Origin of the sequence: Bacillus marasmi, assembly GCF_902168435.1 — a bacterium.
Taxonomy (GTDB): Bacteria; Bacillota; Bacilli; order Bacillales; family Cytobacillaceae; genus Bacillus_BU; species Bacillus_BU marasmi.
In genome coordinates this window covers 434,590-449,119 of record NZ_LR656164.1, presented here as the reverse complement: position 1 = coordinate 449,119, position 14,530 = coordinate 434,590, and the positions used below count along the sequence as shown (strand labels likewise).

17 protein-coding genes and 1 pseudogene are annotated in these 14,530 nt (G+C 36.0%); 1 reads left to right on the top strand and 17 read right to left on the bottom strand.

The features are described from left to right. Positions 1-25 precede the first annotated feature (25 nt). The 9 genes from FXW34_RS02185 to FXW34_RS02140 all read right to left on the bottom strand — a co-directional run bounded on the left by FXW34_RS02185 (position 26) and on the right by FXW34_RS02140 (position 9,723). On the bottom strand, positions 26-514 hold the full coding sequence (locus FXW34_RS02185) for an SMI1/KNR4 family protein (RefSeq protein ID WP_147532320.1): 489 nt from the start codon (positions 512-514) through the stop codon (positions 26-28). Next, positions 511-2,661 carry an HNH endonuclease gene (locus tag FXW34_RS23260; protein ID WP_246140813.1) on the bottom strand — a complete coding sequence of 717 codons (2,151 nt, stop codon included), beginning with the start codon at positions 2,659-2,661 and terminating at the stop codon, positions 511-513. Before FXW34_RS23260 ends, FXW34_RS02185 begins: the two co-directional genes overlap by 4 nt. Before the next feature lie 440 nt (positions 2,662-3,101). Next, entirely contained in the window at positions 3,102-3,530 is a 429-nt protein-coding gene (locus FXW34_RS02175; RefSeq protein ID WP_147532319.1) for an SMI1/KNR4 family protein, read from the bottom strand. Between the two features lie 11 nt (positions 3,531-3,541). Continuing rightward, entirely contained in the window at positions 3,542-5,266 is a 1,725-nt protein-coding gene (locus FXW34_RS23255; RefSeq protein WP_246140811.1) for an HNH endonuclease, read from the bottom strand. A gap of 319 nt (positions 5,267-5,585) precedes the next feature. Continuing rightward, positions 5,586-6,011, bottom strand: a complete 426-nt coding sequence (locus tag FXW34_RS02165) for a hypothetical protein (protein ID WP_147532318.1) — start codon at positions 6,009-6,011, stop codon at positions 5,586-5,588. Between the two features lie 63 nt (positions 6,012-6,074). Continuing rightward, positions 6,075-7,319 carry a replicative DNA helicase gene (locus tag FXW34_RS02160; RefSeq protein WP_147532317.1) on the bottom strand — a complete coding sequence of 415 codons (1,245 nt, stop codon included), beginning with the start codon at positions 7,317-7,319 and terminating at the stop codon, positions 6,075-6,077. Next, positions 7,319-8,323 carry a DnaD domain protein gene (locus FXW34_RS02155; protein WP_246140810.1) on the bottom strand — a complete coding sequence of 335 codons (1,005 nt, stop codon included), beginning with the start codon at positions 8,321-8,323 and terminating at the stop codon, positions 7,319-7,321. Before FXW34_RS02155 ends, FXW34_RS02160 begins: the two co-directional genes overlap by 1 nt. A 516-nt stretch (positions 8,324-8,839) precedes the next feature. Next, positions 8,840-9,415 (bottom strand): suppressor of fused domain protein, encoded by a 576-nt coding sequence (locus FXW34_RS02145; protein ID WP_147532316.1) that lies wholly within the window; start codon positions 9,413-9,415, stop codon positions 8,840-8,842. Between the two features lie 29 nt (positions 9,416-9,444). Next, complete coding sequence (locus tag FXW34_RS02140) at positions 9,445-9,723, bottom strand: T7SS effector LXG polymorphic toxin (RefSeq protein WP_147532315.1); 279 nt, start codon at positions 9,721-9,723, stop codon at positions 9,445-9,447. 687 nt (positions 9,724-10,410) lie between these two features. Here FXW34_RS02140 and FXW34_RS02135 point away from each other — a divergent pair. Then, positions 10,411-10,806, top strand: a pseudogene (locus FXW34_RS02135) ((deoxy)nucleoside triphosphate pyrophosphohydrolase). Here the strand turns inward: FXW34_RS02135 and FXW34_RS02130 are convergent. The 8 genes from FXW34_RS02130 to FXW34_RS02100 all read right to left on the bottom strand — a co-directional run bounded on the left by FXW34_RS02130 (position 10,789) and on the right by FXW34_RS02100 (position 14,386). Continuing rightward, positions 10,789-11,526, bottom strand: a complete 738-nt coding sequence (locus FXW34_RS02130; protein ID WP_246140808.1) for a DUF3427 domain-containing protein — start codon at positions 11,524-11,526, stop codon at positions 10,789-10,791. The pseudogene FXW34_RS02135 and the gene FXW34_RS02130 overlap by 18 nt on opposite strands. A gap of 121 nt (positions 11,527-11,647) precedes the next feature. Further along, positions 11,648-11,953 carry a hypothetical protein gene (locus tag FXW34_RS02125; protein WP_147532313.1) on the bottom strand — a complete coding sequence of 102 codons (306 nt, stop codon included), beginning with the start codon at positions 11,951-11,953 and terminating at the stop codon, positions 11,648-11,650. A gap of 45 nt (positions 11,954-11,998) precedes the next feature. Continuing rightward, positions 11,999-12,298 (bottom strand): hypothetical protein, encoded by a 300-nt coding sequence (locus FXW34_RS02120; protein WP_147532312.1) that lies wholly within the window; start codon positions 12,296-12,298, stop codon positions 11,999-12,001. A gap of 35 nt (positions 12,299-12,333) precedes the next feature. Then, positions 12,334-12,669 carry a DnaA N-terminal domain-containing protein gene (locus tag FXW34_RS02115; RefSeq protein WP_147532311.1) on the bottom strand — a complete coding sequence of 112 codons (336 nt, stop codon included), beginning with the start codon at positions 12,667-12,669 and terminating at the stop codon, positions 12,334-12,336. A gap of 103 nt (positions 12,670-12,772) precedes the next feature. Next, on the bottom strand, positions 12,773-13,060 hold the full coding sequence (locus FXW34_RS02110; RefSeq protein WP_222705301.1) for a nucleotidyltransferase family protein: 288 nt from the start codon (positions 13,058-13,060) through the stop codon (positions 12,773-12,775). Between the two features lie 122 nt (positions 13,061-13,182). Next, complete coding sequence (locus FXW34_RS22790) at positions 13,183-13,356, bottom strand: hypothetical protein (protein ID WP_187118802.1); 174 nt, start codon at positions 13,354-13,356, stop codon at positions 13,183-13,185. A 43-nt stretch (positions 13,357-13,399) separates the two neighbouring features. After that, positions 13,400-13,612: a hypothetical protein gene (locus tag FXW34_RS02105; RefSeq protein WP_147532310.1), complete on the bottom strand. Its 213-nt coding sequence runs from the start codon at positions 13,610-13,612 to the stop codon at positions 13,400-13,402. A 213-nt stretch (positions 13,613-13,825) separates the two neighbouring features. Further along, a complete protein-coding gene (locus FXW34_RS02100) occupies positions 13,826-14,386 on the bottom strand; it encodes a hypothetical protein (RefSeq protein WP_147532309.1) in 561 nt (186 codons plus the stop codon). Positions 14,387-14,530: the final 144 nt, after the last annotated feature.

The following is a 14,530-nucleotide window of genomic DNA, read 5'->3' as shown; positions in this document are numbered from 1 at the left end:
AATTTAAACTTTTTTACATAAATCCTTAGTCATGCAACTTATCTAAAAATGCCGTAAAGGATTCTGCAACATAAAATACATTTTCTCTTGCACGTTCTTCAGCCTGCTCCTCTGATAACCCCTCTTCTCGTATTAACATTTCCTTTTCCCAAGCATTTTCATGTTCCCAAAAAATCACAACTGGTCTTTCAGTATTCTTATAATCTAAACAGATTAAATTCCCTGCAGGATCATTTGCAATAGGGAATAACTTTTGCGGAAGAAATGGTTTGTATGTTTCATACTTTTTAACAATGTACTCGCAACTTTCCTCATCGAAACTAAATAAACTACCAAAACAACGCTCTTCATTGCCCACTCTAAATTCCTCTGGTAATACGCTTGCACCTCCATTTACTTTTACACAATCAATATAATCTTGAGGTAACTGGAAGCCTAATTGTAATCCAAATTCTTTTATCTTTGCCTCTGATACTTCTGAATCAGCGTATTCCCACTCTAAATCTTTTCTCATCTAATACCCTTCCCCCATAATTTATTTCCACCAAGGTGGCTTACTGAACCATGAATGTCTTCTAATACTAATTGCATCTTTCCAGGAACTTGATGATGGTGCCAAGTAAACCCCTTTATTCTAGCTCTCCCCTTCTCAATCTGATCAAGCTGTTGGGGAGTAAAAAGATCACTTGCCAATTCGCCATATTCAATTGCCTCTTTTAATATCCTTGTACACTCTTTAAACTGAATTGTATCTTTCATAACATAATATTTTTTATCCATTTTTAACGTAAAAAGTAAATTTTTCCCTTTAAATATTGGAAAACCTAATAAATCATAATCTACGCCTTTCACGTGTTTCCCCCCTGCTAATCCCTTATTAACTATATTATGCTGTGGTGAAGCATTTAAATAATCATCCAAGTGCCCCACTACTTCTTTAAATTCTTCTATACTATCATAACCATATTCCTTAATTGTTGTATCATCTACCACTTTCAAAAAGTCTTCCACACTTTCATAACCTTTTGGAACAATGGACCTATTTATTAAATTTCCGTTTATATCATAATCGTTGTTTATTACTTCATCAATTTCAGAAGGGTAAATATCTATGTGAGTACCCTTATTTCCGCCACTACTACTCTTAACCCCTTCAATCCTACTTACATAATCTCTTAAACCATTTTCAATACTATGTGTATTGACGGCTGAATCATGGGCTAATATTTTATTGCCCATTGTATCTTCCACGAGTTTTATTCGAAGTGGGTTAAGGTTTTTCGCTCCAGTAGCCACTTTATCCGCTACTTGTGCTACTTCTATTGTATCTTTTATAACCTTATTTTTCACGATATTGGCGCCGTTTTGGAACGCTGCCTCTGCTCGTCGCAGGCGGTCTGTTCCAAACCTGGATGCGGTTTCTACTAAGTTACTAATACGAGAAGTAGCTCCCGGTTGGATCCCACCCTTCACACCGGAACTTAAGCCTAGCTTCTCCATATTATCACTAACACCTGTGAGACGAATGGTGCTGCTGAATTTCGTTAAGCCGCTGACGCCTGGGACAATATCGAGCGGCGCCAACAATCCTCGCACCCATCGTTCAGATGTGCCGAGTTCCCGACCTGAGACTAAATCTTTTCCAGAGACAGCTGAACTTAATTCATAAGTACCGTATACAGCTCCCAACGCCATTCCAGCCGGTGGGCAGATTAGCGTTGCCCCAATAATTACCACTAAGGCACCAATCTGAAACCAGAATTCTTTATTTTCCTGCGTGTCACGAATCGATTCGTATTCGAAAGCTCGTGTATTGACAATGGCCTGTTGGTATTCCTTTTGTGAAAAATCTTGATTGGAATTGAGCTCTTTCCAATTCTCGTATTCCAATTTCATTTGTTTCCCGTAGAAATTGTCACCACTGAAGATGTCGTCTAGGCTTATTTCTGGTTTTTCAATTTCTACCGAATTGTATGCACCAGCCGTAATATGAAATTTTTCACTGATGCCGAGCCGGTTTTTTGTCGTGTAGTTGGAGATCGATAGATCACGCATCTCCTCCACAAACGCATCGATATACTTATAAAATCTTTCATCGATTGTCCGGTCAACGATATCGCCTACTTTTCCAGTAAACCGATGCAAGACTTGAAAGTCCTCATATAATGCTGAACTCAATTCATAAGCACCGTATACAACTCCCAACGCCATTCCAGCCGGAGGGCAGATTAGCGTCGCCCCAATAATTACCACTAAGGCACCAATCTGAAACCAGAATTCTTTATTTTCCTGCGTGTCACGAATCGATTCGTATTCGAAAGCCCGCGTGTTAACAATAGCCTGTTGGTATTCCTTTTGAGAAAAATCTTGATTGGGGTTTAGCTCTTTCCAAGCCTCATATTCCAATTTCATCTGTTTTCCGTAGAAATTGTCACCACTGAAGATATCGTCTAAGCTTATTTCTGGTTTTTCTATTTCTACCGAATTGTATGCACCGGCTGTTATATGAACTGTTTCACTGATGCCGAGCCGGTTTTTTGTCGTGTAGTTGGAGGGCGATAAATTGTGCATTGTATCCACAAATCCGTCCATATCCGTATATAATCTTTCATCGATTGTCCGATCAACGATATCGCCTACTTTTCCAGTAAACCGATGCAAGACTTGAAAGTCCTCATATAATGCCTGGTATTTTGATTTTGGCTCGTTGGAGAAAAGGACGGGTTTCTTCAAGAGAATCTTTTTGATTGCCAGATTGCAAGATGCTGCTTGTTTATATGCGTAGTTTGAATTCGGGCTTACAATAAATCAAGGTAATACTTATCATTTTCTTCTATTTTCCTTATAAATTAGCAGCCTTACCATATCCTATGTTGAAATCTAATAATAAAAAGCACTTGTTGCCTACAGTAGACAATCAAGTGCTTTAAGTACATATGTTTTCTAAATTTCTATGTTAGCTTTAAATTTATAAATTTCGTAACGTTATAAAAACATTATGGCACCTTTTGTATATCGGCCATGTGTTTATATTCATCGCCATGTAAAATGTCATCTCGCCTAAGCTCATAAACTTTATAGTATTATTATGAGCGTTCTAATTAATATAAATTAATAAAAAACTCAGAAAAGCTATCTGCAAGAATAAACATATTCCCCATTTCATCCTCTGGTTCTATATCATGTATCCAAAAGTAGACCTTACCTTGATACTCTCCACTAATCCCTAATAAAATCTCATTGCCTCCTGGATCATTAGCAATTGAGACAAAATCTTCTGGTATTTCTCCTTCTAAAATCTCAAAAACTTTTGCTAAATTACTCTTCATATCCCCAATCCCATAAAACTTATTAACTAAACTTTCTCCTTCACTATCAGAGATTTTAAAAGTAGATTCTTGAGGGTATCCCCCATTGTATTCAAGTAAAAAATCAACATATTCTTTAGGTAACGTAATATCATACTCATGTTCAAATTCTTTTATATCATCTAAAGATATCTTTGGATTTTTGCTATTCATATTTGTCATATTTCCACTCCTTATTCTTTACTTACTTTCCCATTAACTTTAGATTGTCCACCAATATGTCTAAACTCTCTATGAATATCTTCATCAACAAGCATCATTGTTTCACCATCTTGATGATGATGCCATGAATATCCTTCAGGCGGTTTCCTACTATCGAAAATTGGTGGATCAGTATCTTTAGTAAGTTTAGCCTCTAAATTGGCATTTTCAAAGTCTTTCGGATTATTCTTAGGTGATTGTACCTCAATTTTAACAGGCTCTACATTTGGATGCATAAACGGTGTAAAATCTGGGTAACCATCTGGATATCTTACAGATACTCCAGACTTGTTAGTATAAGTCCAAGTTCCGTCACTATCAATAGAAATTTCCCCGCCCTTATCAAGCCACTTTTTAGGTATTGGTGAGTTCATCGGTTTAGTTTCCAATATTTCTTTAGTGAAATCTTCTAATTTTAATGGGTTACCATTACCCGCACCCTTATTTCCCCCACTACCAATCTTAACCTCATCACTAACGTTCAGTACAACCCTAACACCATTCTCTATTGTATGTGTATTTTCGATTACTTCGCGGGTTTTCCCTATAGAACCTGCCCCAGCTAATACAGGTTCTTCCCGGGGAACATGGAGGTATTTTCTTAACCCGGCAACCCCCTTATCCGCTACTTGTGCTACCTCTATTGTATCTTTTATGACCTTATTTTTCACGATATTGGCGCCGTTTTGGAAGGCTGCTTCTGCTCGTCGCAGGCGGTCTGTTCCAAACCTGGATGCGGTTTCTACTAAGTTACTAATACCAGAAGTAGCTCCCTGTTGGACGCCACCTTTCACACCGGAACTTAAGCCTAGCTTCCCCATATTATCACTAACACCTGTGAGGCGAACGGTGCTGCTGAATTTCGTTAAGCCGCTGACGCCTGGGACAATATCTAGCGGAGCCAACAATCCTCGCACCCATCGTTCAGATGTCCCGAGTTCCCGACCTGAGACTAAATCTTTTCCAGAGACAGCTGAACTTAATTCATAAGTACCGTATACAGCTCCCAACGCCATTCCAGCCGGTGGGCAGATTAGCGTTGCCCCAATAATTACCACTAAGGCACCAATCTGAAACCAGAATTCTTTATTTTCCTGCGTGTCACGAATCGATTCGTATTCGAAAGCTCGTGTATTGACAATGGCCTGTTGGTATTCCTTTTGAGAATAATCTTGATTGGGGTTTAGCTCTTTCCAAGCTTCGTATTCCAATTTCATTTGTTTTCCGTAGAAATTATCACCACTAAAAATATCGTCCAGGCTTATTTCGGGTTTTTCTATTTCTAACGAATTGTATGTACCAGCCGTAATATGAACCGTTTCACTAATGCCGAGCCGATTTTTTGTCGTGTAGTTGGAGATCGATAGATCACGCATCTCCTCTACAAACGCATCGATATCCTTAAAAAATCTTTCATCAATTGTCCGGTCAACGATATCGCCTACTTTTCCAGTAAACCGATGCAAGACTTGAAAGTCCTCATATAATGCCTGGTATTTCGATTTTTGACTGGTGTGGTGAAACGATATCACGCCATCGCTATCATATTTCGCGATTAACTGTTCAATATCCTCTAAATTATCACTTAAGTCCTTAAGGGGATCAATCATCCCTTTGCCCCAACGTCCTAGGCCGATTAAATCTCCAATTCCTTCACGCATCTTTTCCCAGTCTTTTGGGTTGTATTTTACATCCATCATAACCCCCTTGGATATTTTTCTAGGTATCTTTGCAACATCATCTCTGAATCTGATTGCCTAAAATTCCTTAGAGCAAAATACTAGAGTTGCTAATATTGGTGTGTCATTTCTTAGTTAATCAGAATCCGAATTACCTATTAATTTCCATCTATTAAATTATAAGAGAAAGAGCAATGCGAAAAAATGAGTAATTTGACCTATAACATTGTAAACGTTGTTGGAAAATGTAAATTGAACCAAGAGTACCTGTCACCACCCGATTTTTCTTGTTTCACAGATTTTTGTGAAACAAGATTTTTCGGGCGGTGACAGGCACCTATTTTTTTTTGAAGTACCCGGCTATTGCTGGAAACTTCTCGAATTCTTTTCTCATATCGCGAAATGAAATGAGCTCCCGCCCCCTTGTTAATTGGAAGTCTAGTGAATATTCGTGGCAGTTAAGAGGCGCTTTGCCAAACATTTCAGTATAGAATTGGCTTGCTTCAGAATCACTTTTTGCAAAGATAAAGACAAAATTCTGTTGATCCATTTTTAGTGAGAAAATGCCTGCTTTTCGAAAAACACCTAATACATTTTTGTTCGTCAATTCAGCCACTTTTTGTTTATCTGCTTCTTGCATATTAAATTTTGATATGTCATCTTCTAGTGTTATTTTTTTCTCGATAAGCAAGTGGTAAATACAATGAGCCAATGTGGATTCTTCATAAAGGATTGAATCGAAGTAAAGATCTCTTACAACCAAAAGTGCACACCTCACCTCAATGATTGATTTTCACAAAAACGATGGAATAAAATGGAATCTCATTCAGTTATTTAGATTTTCAATGCTTCCTGTGTGTTGATTGTATTGTGTAAAAATCGTCCCAATTGGACCATTACGATTTTTCGAGACGATGATTTCTAAGTGATGATTATCGGTATCTTTTTCATAATAGGATTCACGATACAAGAACAAAATGACATCGGCATCTTGTTCTACGCTGCCCGATTCACGAATATCTGACATCATTGGCCGTTTATTGGCACGTGATTCCACAGACCGATTTAGCTGAGCCAGACAAATGACAGGGCAATCAAAATCCTTCGCCATTGTCTTTAGTGCTTTTGAAATTTCCGTTACTTGTAAATGAGAATTCCCTCCGTAAGATTGACTCGCGCGTATTAATGTTAGATAGTCGATAAATAGAATCGGTTTCTTGTCTGGGTTTTCATGCAGTAACTTTCGGGTTTTCGCTCTCATTTCAGCAATCGTTTGCCCTGCTCCATCAAAAATATGTATATTCGTTTCACTAACGAGGCCAATGACGCTTGACCAGCTATTTTTTTGCGTTTCAGTCAACATCTTGTTCGGATTCCGCATTTTTGCTCGGTTATAGCCACCTGTCGATGCAACTAACCGTTTGGTGATGAGACGTTCTGGCATTTCCAAAGAAAAAATAATCGGCATATACCCATCCCAACCCGCCATTTTCGCAAAATGGAGCATCATATCCGTTTTCCCCATCGATGGTCTTGCCGCAAGTACGGTTACTTCGCCCTTCTGAAAGCCTCCTGTCATTTGATCGAGTTTGTTAATACCTGCTGAAGGATTTTTCTCTGTTCGTTGCTCTTCCCATGGCGCCTCATAAATATTTGTCAGTGCTTGTTGGATAGTGGTGTGATCTTCCATCTTCACTTGCGAAATTTTATCCAATTCTGAAATCACCCTATCAATCTCCCAATCATTCATTGTTGCTAGGGTTAAAATATTTCTTTTTTCCCGCTCTTTCCACTGATCAAGAATGAGGCTCTCAATATTGTCAAATTTCTCTATATCGGCGTGAGCTAGTAATTCAGACAAATAGCTCATTCCACCTAAAGACTCAAGATTAGGTACTGTTGTTAGTGAGATTAAATCAATATTTTTCCCCTTTTCGTTTAACTCCACCATTGTTCGCATGATGTCTTTATGCAGCGAACTTTCAAGTTGTTCAGGTTGAATGACCGTGTCTTTAAGTAAATAATCGGCCTTCATTAAGCTGCCCAAAAAAGCTTTCTCAGACACACTCATCATTCTTCACCTGCCGATAAATCAAGGACAAACTCCCCTGGGACAACTCTACCTAACTGCATACATTGGTTAAAATTTTTCGGTTTTTGTGCTCCTTTTTGACTCTCATGAAAATCTATTTCTTTTACACTCAGTAACGATTCATTTTCCCAGTTTTTAAGAATCGCACTTACATAGTTCAGGGTCCGCTTGTTGTTGGCACAGGCAATATTCATCGCTTTTAGGATGACTTCCTTTGGATGTAAGAAACGAGAATCATCGAGCCAAGCTAGTAACTGCTGCTTAGCATGTACATTTGTTAAACCAAAGCCATTTTCGTCCCAGAACTTAATGATGGCTCTAACAGCCTCTGCTTTTTGTTGATCCATTAAAGAGTTTTCGACCACGGGCTCCCTTTTAAAATCAGGATAGATTGTTAATTCTTTTTCTTGTTGTTTTTCTTTGGTTATTTCTTTTTCTTCTTTTTGCCCACGTATCGTCTGACGAGTCGTGAACGCACCGTCTGACACCAAGAAATCAATTGTTGATTGTGTATCATTTTCGCCTAGATATGGGACTTCATGATTTACCAAAGTCTGTTCTTGTTTGCAAAAGGAGTCAAACAGGTTGCGGATATCTTGATTTGGAATGGATTGTGAAATATATCGAATGAGAGAATCATCCTCGACCTCTTTTAATTCGGAATGGATACAATCCATAATCGGCTTCCCGCCTTTGTTCAAGTTAGATTTTGCCCAGTTATTTAATGCAATCTCCCTTGTATCAGGATTATAACGAATCAACTTGTGATGCTGTATGAACCGCTCCATTAACGCCTGAATCGTCTCAATCGAATAGCCCGTATCAAACGCCATTTGTTTCTTCGTAATTTTATAAATACCAATTTGAGTTGTTTGAGGATTCGTCTGTAAATAAAGGTAAAAATACTTATCCTCCGGACTCATCTCTTCCGAAACAATTGGATTATTCCAAAAATCCGTACGTACCATTCTAAACTTCGCCATCTTCATCATTGCCCCTTTTCACAAGATATTTTCCACCCTCTATATAGGTTTGAATGGTGAAAAAGGACATGGTGGTTTTTTATTAAAATATGACAATTTGGTGATAGTTCTAAAAATTAAATATTAAATCAAAAAATTGAAAACCCAGTAGAACGGTTTTATTAGTCTACTGGGTTTTCTTAGTTCATCTATTTTTTCGCTTTAATTGTCCAAATTGATTATGTAGTAGTGATGAACACAAGCCGATTATTGCGGTCAGATATTATGAAGGTACTGATACAACGGAAGCTGAAGAAATATGTATGTGATATTAAATTGTCATCTCGCCAAATTCTCACACTTTTCTTCCTAGCCCAGTGTAAAAATAAGACTCCTTGTTAGTACTACCATCATGAGCTCTCGATTCTCAAACAAATCATTTTCTTATTGTCTCACTTAAATATAAGCTGATTTAATAAAAATTAAAGTAAAAAACCTTGAAAGGCATTTAGCCATTCAAGGTTAACATACAGAAAATCACAATATAGATTTTCGTTCCAAATCAAATATATCTATCTCATTCTCTTCAAATAATTCCTCTAATGAATCTGTTCCTTTTTCTTGGGCAAATATATACTCATTCTCAGAAATTGGAACAGCGAGTAACCAAGCTACCTTCTTGTGTGGAAAATCAAGCGTCTTTAAATCTTCCCACAAAAATGGTGATACAAATAGAACATGTTTCATTTCACTATTAGGATAATACATCTTTATCATATCTCGAAAAACTCTACCATGAGATACTAAAAAGTTTGAATTTATAATACAGAAAGCACAGGTTGCCAACACATTAGGAAAATGTTTAAACTCTGATGCACTAGCTCCAACAATTTCTATTCGTAAAGGAGTTCCATCAACAGTATATTCAATTGAATGGTCGGAGAGTCCAATTGTTGAGTATGATGTAATACCTTCATAAGGTCTATCAGCGGTTGAAAGCAAATCAATATTACAAACATTACTTTCATCCCAGTATTTCGAAACTTGTGGTTTACCCCCAAAAGCTTGTAAAGCTGACTTTGCAATTATTTTATTTTCACTTGAAATACTCATAATACCTCTCCTAATACCTCATTACAATCTTAATCTCCAAAATAATTGTCAGTCAAGTCTTCACCTTTATGACTTCTATTAGTAGAAGGTAACTCAGGTCGCTCCCAGGCTTCGACAACATCGATTTGAGCTTGATAAAATGCCTTTATCGCTGTAGCGGTTTTCCCCTTAAAATCATCCAACTGAACAATTTCCACAAAAGCCTGCTTTAATTGTTCCAACTGATCTTTAAGTGTTCTATACTCATCGGCACGTTGTTTCATGGCCAAACTCAAGGTTTGAGATTCAAAAACTTTTAGATCTGACATTACTCACATTTCCTTTTAATTAAAATAACGTTTGCGCATCATTGTTGAGTAGAGATTCAGCAAATGATCTCCCCCAACTTGTAAAATATCCCATTATTTTATTATAAGGTAACGTCATTTACGACTGTATATGACATTTGGACTATTACCACACAACTATAGATAAAAATGCCCTTTTTGACTCTTTGCCATTTAGTTGAGCGTGAGAATCAGTGCAGTATAAATAATAGATAGTCAATTAATTTTTTAAATAAAAAGACAGTAATGGCCTCCTGATTCTAAATCATTTGATTGTTCAACAACCTATGATGTATATTGAGGGCCTGTATGATGAAAATGGAAAATTCATTTCAAGGGTACATCTAAATGACATAACCTTTCCAGATGACAATGCAACCCATTACCAGCCATCACTTTCATAACATAATCTCCTCACAATTAAATTAGGGTATAAATTCCGTTTTATGTAAACAACTATAATTTTAATCAGAAAAAGTATTTATATTCCAAAATTCCCACAACGAACCTACCCATTGTAAATGAAATTTTTAAAATAAATTAATAAGGCTTCCCCTTTCCACTGATTAAGAGAGTGGCCAATTTTAGGCACATGACTTGAACAAAAATATATCCTTCTCAACAATCCATGTTATGATTAAAACTAGTAACTAACAGTAGGTGATAAGCTTGAAGAAAACAGTAAAAGTAGTCGCAGCCATTATCGAAAATGATCAAAACGAAATCCTTTGTGCCTTAAGATCTCCGCAAATGGCAATACCAAATATGTGGGAGTTTCCTGGTGGGAAAGTAGAGCCAAACGAAGATATCTTCACTGCTTTAAAAAGAGAAATTCAGGAAGAGTTGCATTGCGAGATTGAAACGAAGGAATTACATAATGATAACACTCATGAGTATTAAACCTTTATCATTAACTTGATTGCGATTAAATGTAGCATCACCGGTGGAACGCCAACACCAACAGAGCACTCCAATTTAATTTGGCTTAAAAGAGAAAATCTGCTCTCTCTAGTTTGGGCTCCAGCTGATGTACCTGCAGTTGAATTATTAGTTCATGAAAAATAGTCTTCTCCGCGGAGAAGACCATACTTTTTTAGTGAACTCAGTAAAGAGTTTCACCGGTAATTCATTTTCTAACTCAAGTTGTACGGTTATCGGGTTATTCCCTTCAAAACGAATCGCATTACCTTTACCTATATAAATGAACGGTTCATTTTTTCCATCTATTTGTTTATACTTTCTTACAAATAAATGGAGATTAATTCCCCTATTCTTATTGTAGATGATGTTTTGCCCGGTATTCGTATGTTGGGCTGTTGTATGTGGTGTTTGCCATTGGAAATGACGTGTGTCTACTATTTCATCCTGATAATTCAGTCTCTTCTCAACATCGACCTCTTTGTGCAAGTCAATATAAAGGAAATAATCTTTGCCATTCGTGAGCAAACCTGAACCCCTATAGGAACTATGGCTTTTTCTAAAATTAGACAGTAATGCTGCATCAGCCATCTTAAATTGCTCATATAGCTTGAAGTGTGGAACTCCATAAAACTCATTCCGAAATTCTTTCTCGTATCTAAAAATTCCGTAATGAACAATATCTTCAATATATTTCTTATACTTAGGATTTCCTAGTAGGCTGTTAAAAATTGGAGTCTTAATAAGCTTATTTTCGGTCAAAGAAAATAGCTTCAGCTGACTCTTAAGCTGACCGCTGTCATAAAAGTTTTGGTTCCAGCACTCAAAAGCATGTAATAAGCTATCATGATCCACATCTTTTATCACTTTCAGAATCTCATTCTATGGGTTTTGTTTGTATTCTGACAAGTACAATCCTTAAAAATATCTCGCTTGACGATAATGGTTGAGTTTCTTTGAAATCACTGAAGTATATCTGAATCATGGATTAACTTGAGTCATAATAAAGATGACGCTTATCCTTATCAATCCAATAAATCTTGCCTTCTAATTCTGCTTTTTGCCAATTATTTAAAGCACTGTCTTTTTCTTTTGGTCTCTGACCATAAAGATCTTGATAAATCTCAAATGCATCAACAATCACTTGCCTTATATCTTCTGGTGTTTCTGAAAGCTGTCTTAAAGTAATTCTCCCTTTTTTAAGTAATTCTGCAATTTCTTTTATTTCTGTTTCTAATTGCGGTAGTCCCTTCATGTTCGAAAGAATGAATGAGACTTTACTGGTTCGATCCATGGTTTTGCCTCCCTGAATTACAGGTCGAAGACAACACAATTGCATCTAATAATTACTTTTAGTTTCATCCATTATGCTTAAAAGCCTACGTTCAAATTTACCCATTTCATTTTCAAAGGAACCTCTAATATCAATCATTTGATTTCTTAAGAATTTTATCTCAGATAATATTTGCTCCAATATTTCACCTGAAGTTTTCTCCACATTCACTTCATTTAAAACATCGTCCATCTTATAATATTCAACCTGTAGAGGTAGGATGTCATGTAAGTTTTCAGTCTTGTTTGAATTTCCTAAAGAAACCTGTTCGAGCTTTGTGGTATCACTTTTATTTACTAAAAGCAATGTTTCTAACCTACTTATTCTTTGATCTTGGGCTTCTAAAATTTTATATATTTTCGTAATTTTTTCTGAAATATCGTCACCAAGGCGTTCAGAATTCCACGTGATATCTTTTTCATGAAGACCTTTACTATTTCCTCTTTATCTTCTGAAGCAAAATCAATCTTATAAGTCTTTCCAGCAACTTCACGTACCGTTTCAGAAATTAACGATAAATATCGTTCTCTTAACCAGTCAACCGCAAATTCGTTTTTTGCTTTTACGATAACGACATCATCACATTTTTCAGCGATCGTATCTACAAACCATGTTTGAAAGCTTGGCTTAGATATTGAATCGTTAATCCTATTCAGAACCTTGGACCATAAATCCATTCATACACACTTCCTTCCAATAAATATAGAAGACAATTTGTATTCCATTTCTATTAAGAAAATACTTTTATGTATTTTTCTTTTCGTGTTCCATACACCATATTTAAAGTGTTATTGCCCCTTTTAAAATTTCATCTCTTAAACTCCAATGAATTGAATTTTCCGTTACTACATCCACACCAACATGAAGGAGGTCCTCTAATTCTTGCTTAAACCCTATCAAATCAAATAAACTTCTTCCTTCTTCAAAAGTCACAATTAAATCAAGGTCACTAGTTGGACTATTGTCTTGTTTAGCGACTGAACCAAAAATTCTTAACTTTGTAATACCATATCCACCCGTGGGCATCAAAATCCGCTCACGATTTTCTTGAATAAGACTTTTTAACACAGAACCCCGCCATATTTTTATTCTAACTAAAAAAATTACTAAACTACAAAATTTTATTTATTCATCCGCATTCTCTACAATGAGGGTGACTCTCTTATTAACGCACAAACCTTTTTGAAGCTTCATTTGCTGATAGTAATATTTACGATTTCTTCGGAGCGAAAAGAAAAATCTTTTATTTTTATGAGCTCATCTTTTCCATTCGACCATTCAGATAATGCTTTAAATAACTCCACATCAGAAACGCCTGATAAATCAATCCAATCATTTTTTAGCATTAAAATAATTTCGAACATTTACAATCAGCTCCAGTTAAATTTCATCCATACTGTACTTTTTTTACTCCAATGCCAAGAATTCAAAATTACTATCTAACGGAGATATTATAAACTCATCTGGTAGTAGATTGTCTTCATAAAATTCCGGTTGGATATAATACACTAATGACTTATAGTCGAATCCAACTATTTTATAAAATTCCCCTTTTTTAAAAATGAGAACTCCTTCCTCTATCACATCATTCTTACATTTCACGTGTGTGAATTTGCTCATGAGTTCATCATCCTTCATGCATATACTCAGACGAAATCAATCCTTGTAATTTCGAGGATTGACTCGCGCTTTAAATTAATTATAACGCATTAAGTACAGTTGCTTCAACGCGTTAATTTGATAAATAATTTGTAAATGCTATTCGTCTTTACTTTTTTTACATTATCCTAGCGGGATTAATTATCATTACAATCAATACTATAATAACAGCCTTTATTCTTCTAATTCTTCAAATCTTTTAGCCTCTTTCCACACTTCTAAAATATCTTTTCCCTTAAATCCATTTACAAAATTCAAATATTTCAAACCATAACATGCTCCTTGCTCAATAGCGTCTATCCATTTATTTACTAAAAAGTCCCGAAGTTCATCAGGAATGCCTAGAACGCGAATTCCTTGAAAACTTAGTTCCTTTCCGCCCTCTATAAAGCATACAACTATATGTCGGCTCTCTATCCATAAATCCATCGTTCCTTGACAATCAGGATCGATGGGATTTAAAGGTAAATAATATAAATATGGGTCACTTTCTGGACCGATTTTCATTATTGGCATAACATGACCATTTTTTTCATATACCCCAATCTCAATAGGAGTGTTCATCAAAAAATGAAGTTCTCCATCATTCTCCCTAAATTGATTCTCCCAAACAGATATTATTACCGAATTCACATCGCTCATTGCATGCATGGTTGCCCCCGTCGGCTCATCATGATTTATATGAAGACATGGTGAATACTTTACAAAATAATCATTAATTGCATTTACTATCACGGATAAAACCTCCTAAGTAATAATCTTACTGATATAAAGATTTCGAAAAATATTAATAAGAAATATATTTTTTTCTTTTTCCTACTACATATGGAAAATATTTTCACACAAATCTAATAGAACATATTAAACTTAAAGTAGCCT

Coding starts and splice junctions, on each gene's coding strand:
- FXW34_RS02185 (WP_147532320.1), bottom strand. CDS start 514: ATGAGAAAAGATTTAGAGTGGGAATACGCTGATTCAGAAGTATCAGAG.
- FXW34_RS02175 (WP_147532319.1), bottom strand. CDS start 3,530: ATGACAAATATGAATAGCAAAAATCCAAAGATATCTTTAGATGATATA.
- FXW34_RS23255 (WP_246140811.1), bottom strand. CDS start 5,266: ATGGATGTAAAATACAACCCAAAAGACTGGGAAAAGATGCGTGAAGGA.
- FXW34_RS02160 (WP_147532317.1), bottom strand. CDS start 7,319: ATGAGTGTGTCTGAGAAAGCTTTTTTGGGCAGCTTAATGAAGGCCGAT.
- FXW34_RS02155 (WP_246140810.1), bottom strand. CDS start 8,323: ATGGCGAAGTTTAGAATGGTACGTACGGATTTTTGGAATAATCCAATT.
- FXW34_RS02145 (WP_147532316.1), bottom strand. CDS start 9,415: ATGAGTATTTCAAGTGAAAATAAAATAATTGCAAAGTCAGCTTTACAA.
- FXW34_RS02140 (WP_147532315.1), bottom strand. CDS start 9,723: ATGTCAGATCTAAAAGTTTTTGAATCTCAAACCTTGAGTTTGGCCATG.
- FXW34_RS02125 (WP_147532313.1), bottom strand. CDS start 11,953: ATGGATCGAACCAGTAAAGTCTCATTCATTCTTTCGAACATGAAGGGA.
- FXW34_RS02115 (WP_147532311.1), bottom strand. CDS start 12,669: ATGGATTTATGGTCCAAGGTTCTGAATAGGATTAACGATTCAATATCT.
- FXW34_RS22790 (WP_187118802.1), bottom strand. CDS start 13,356: ATGTTCGAAATTATTTTAATGCTAAAAAATGATTGGATTGATTTATCA.
- FXW34_RS02105 (WP_147532310.1), bottom strand. CDS start 13,612: ATGAGCAAATTCACACACGTGAAATGTAAGAATGATGTGATAGAGGAA.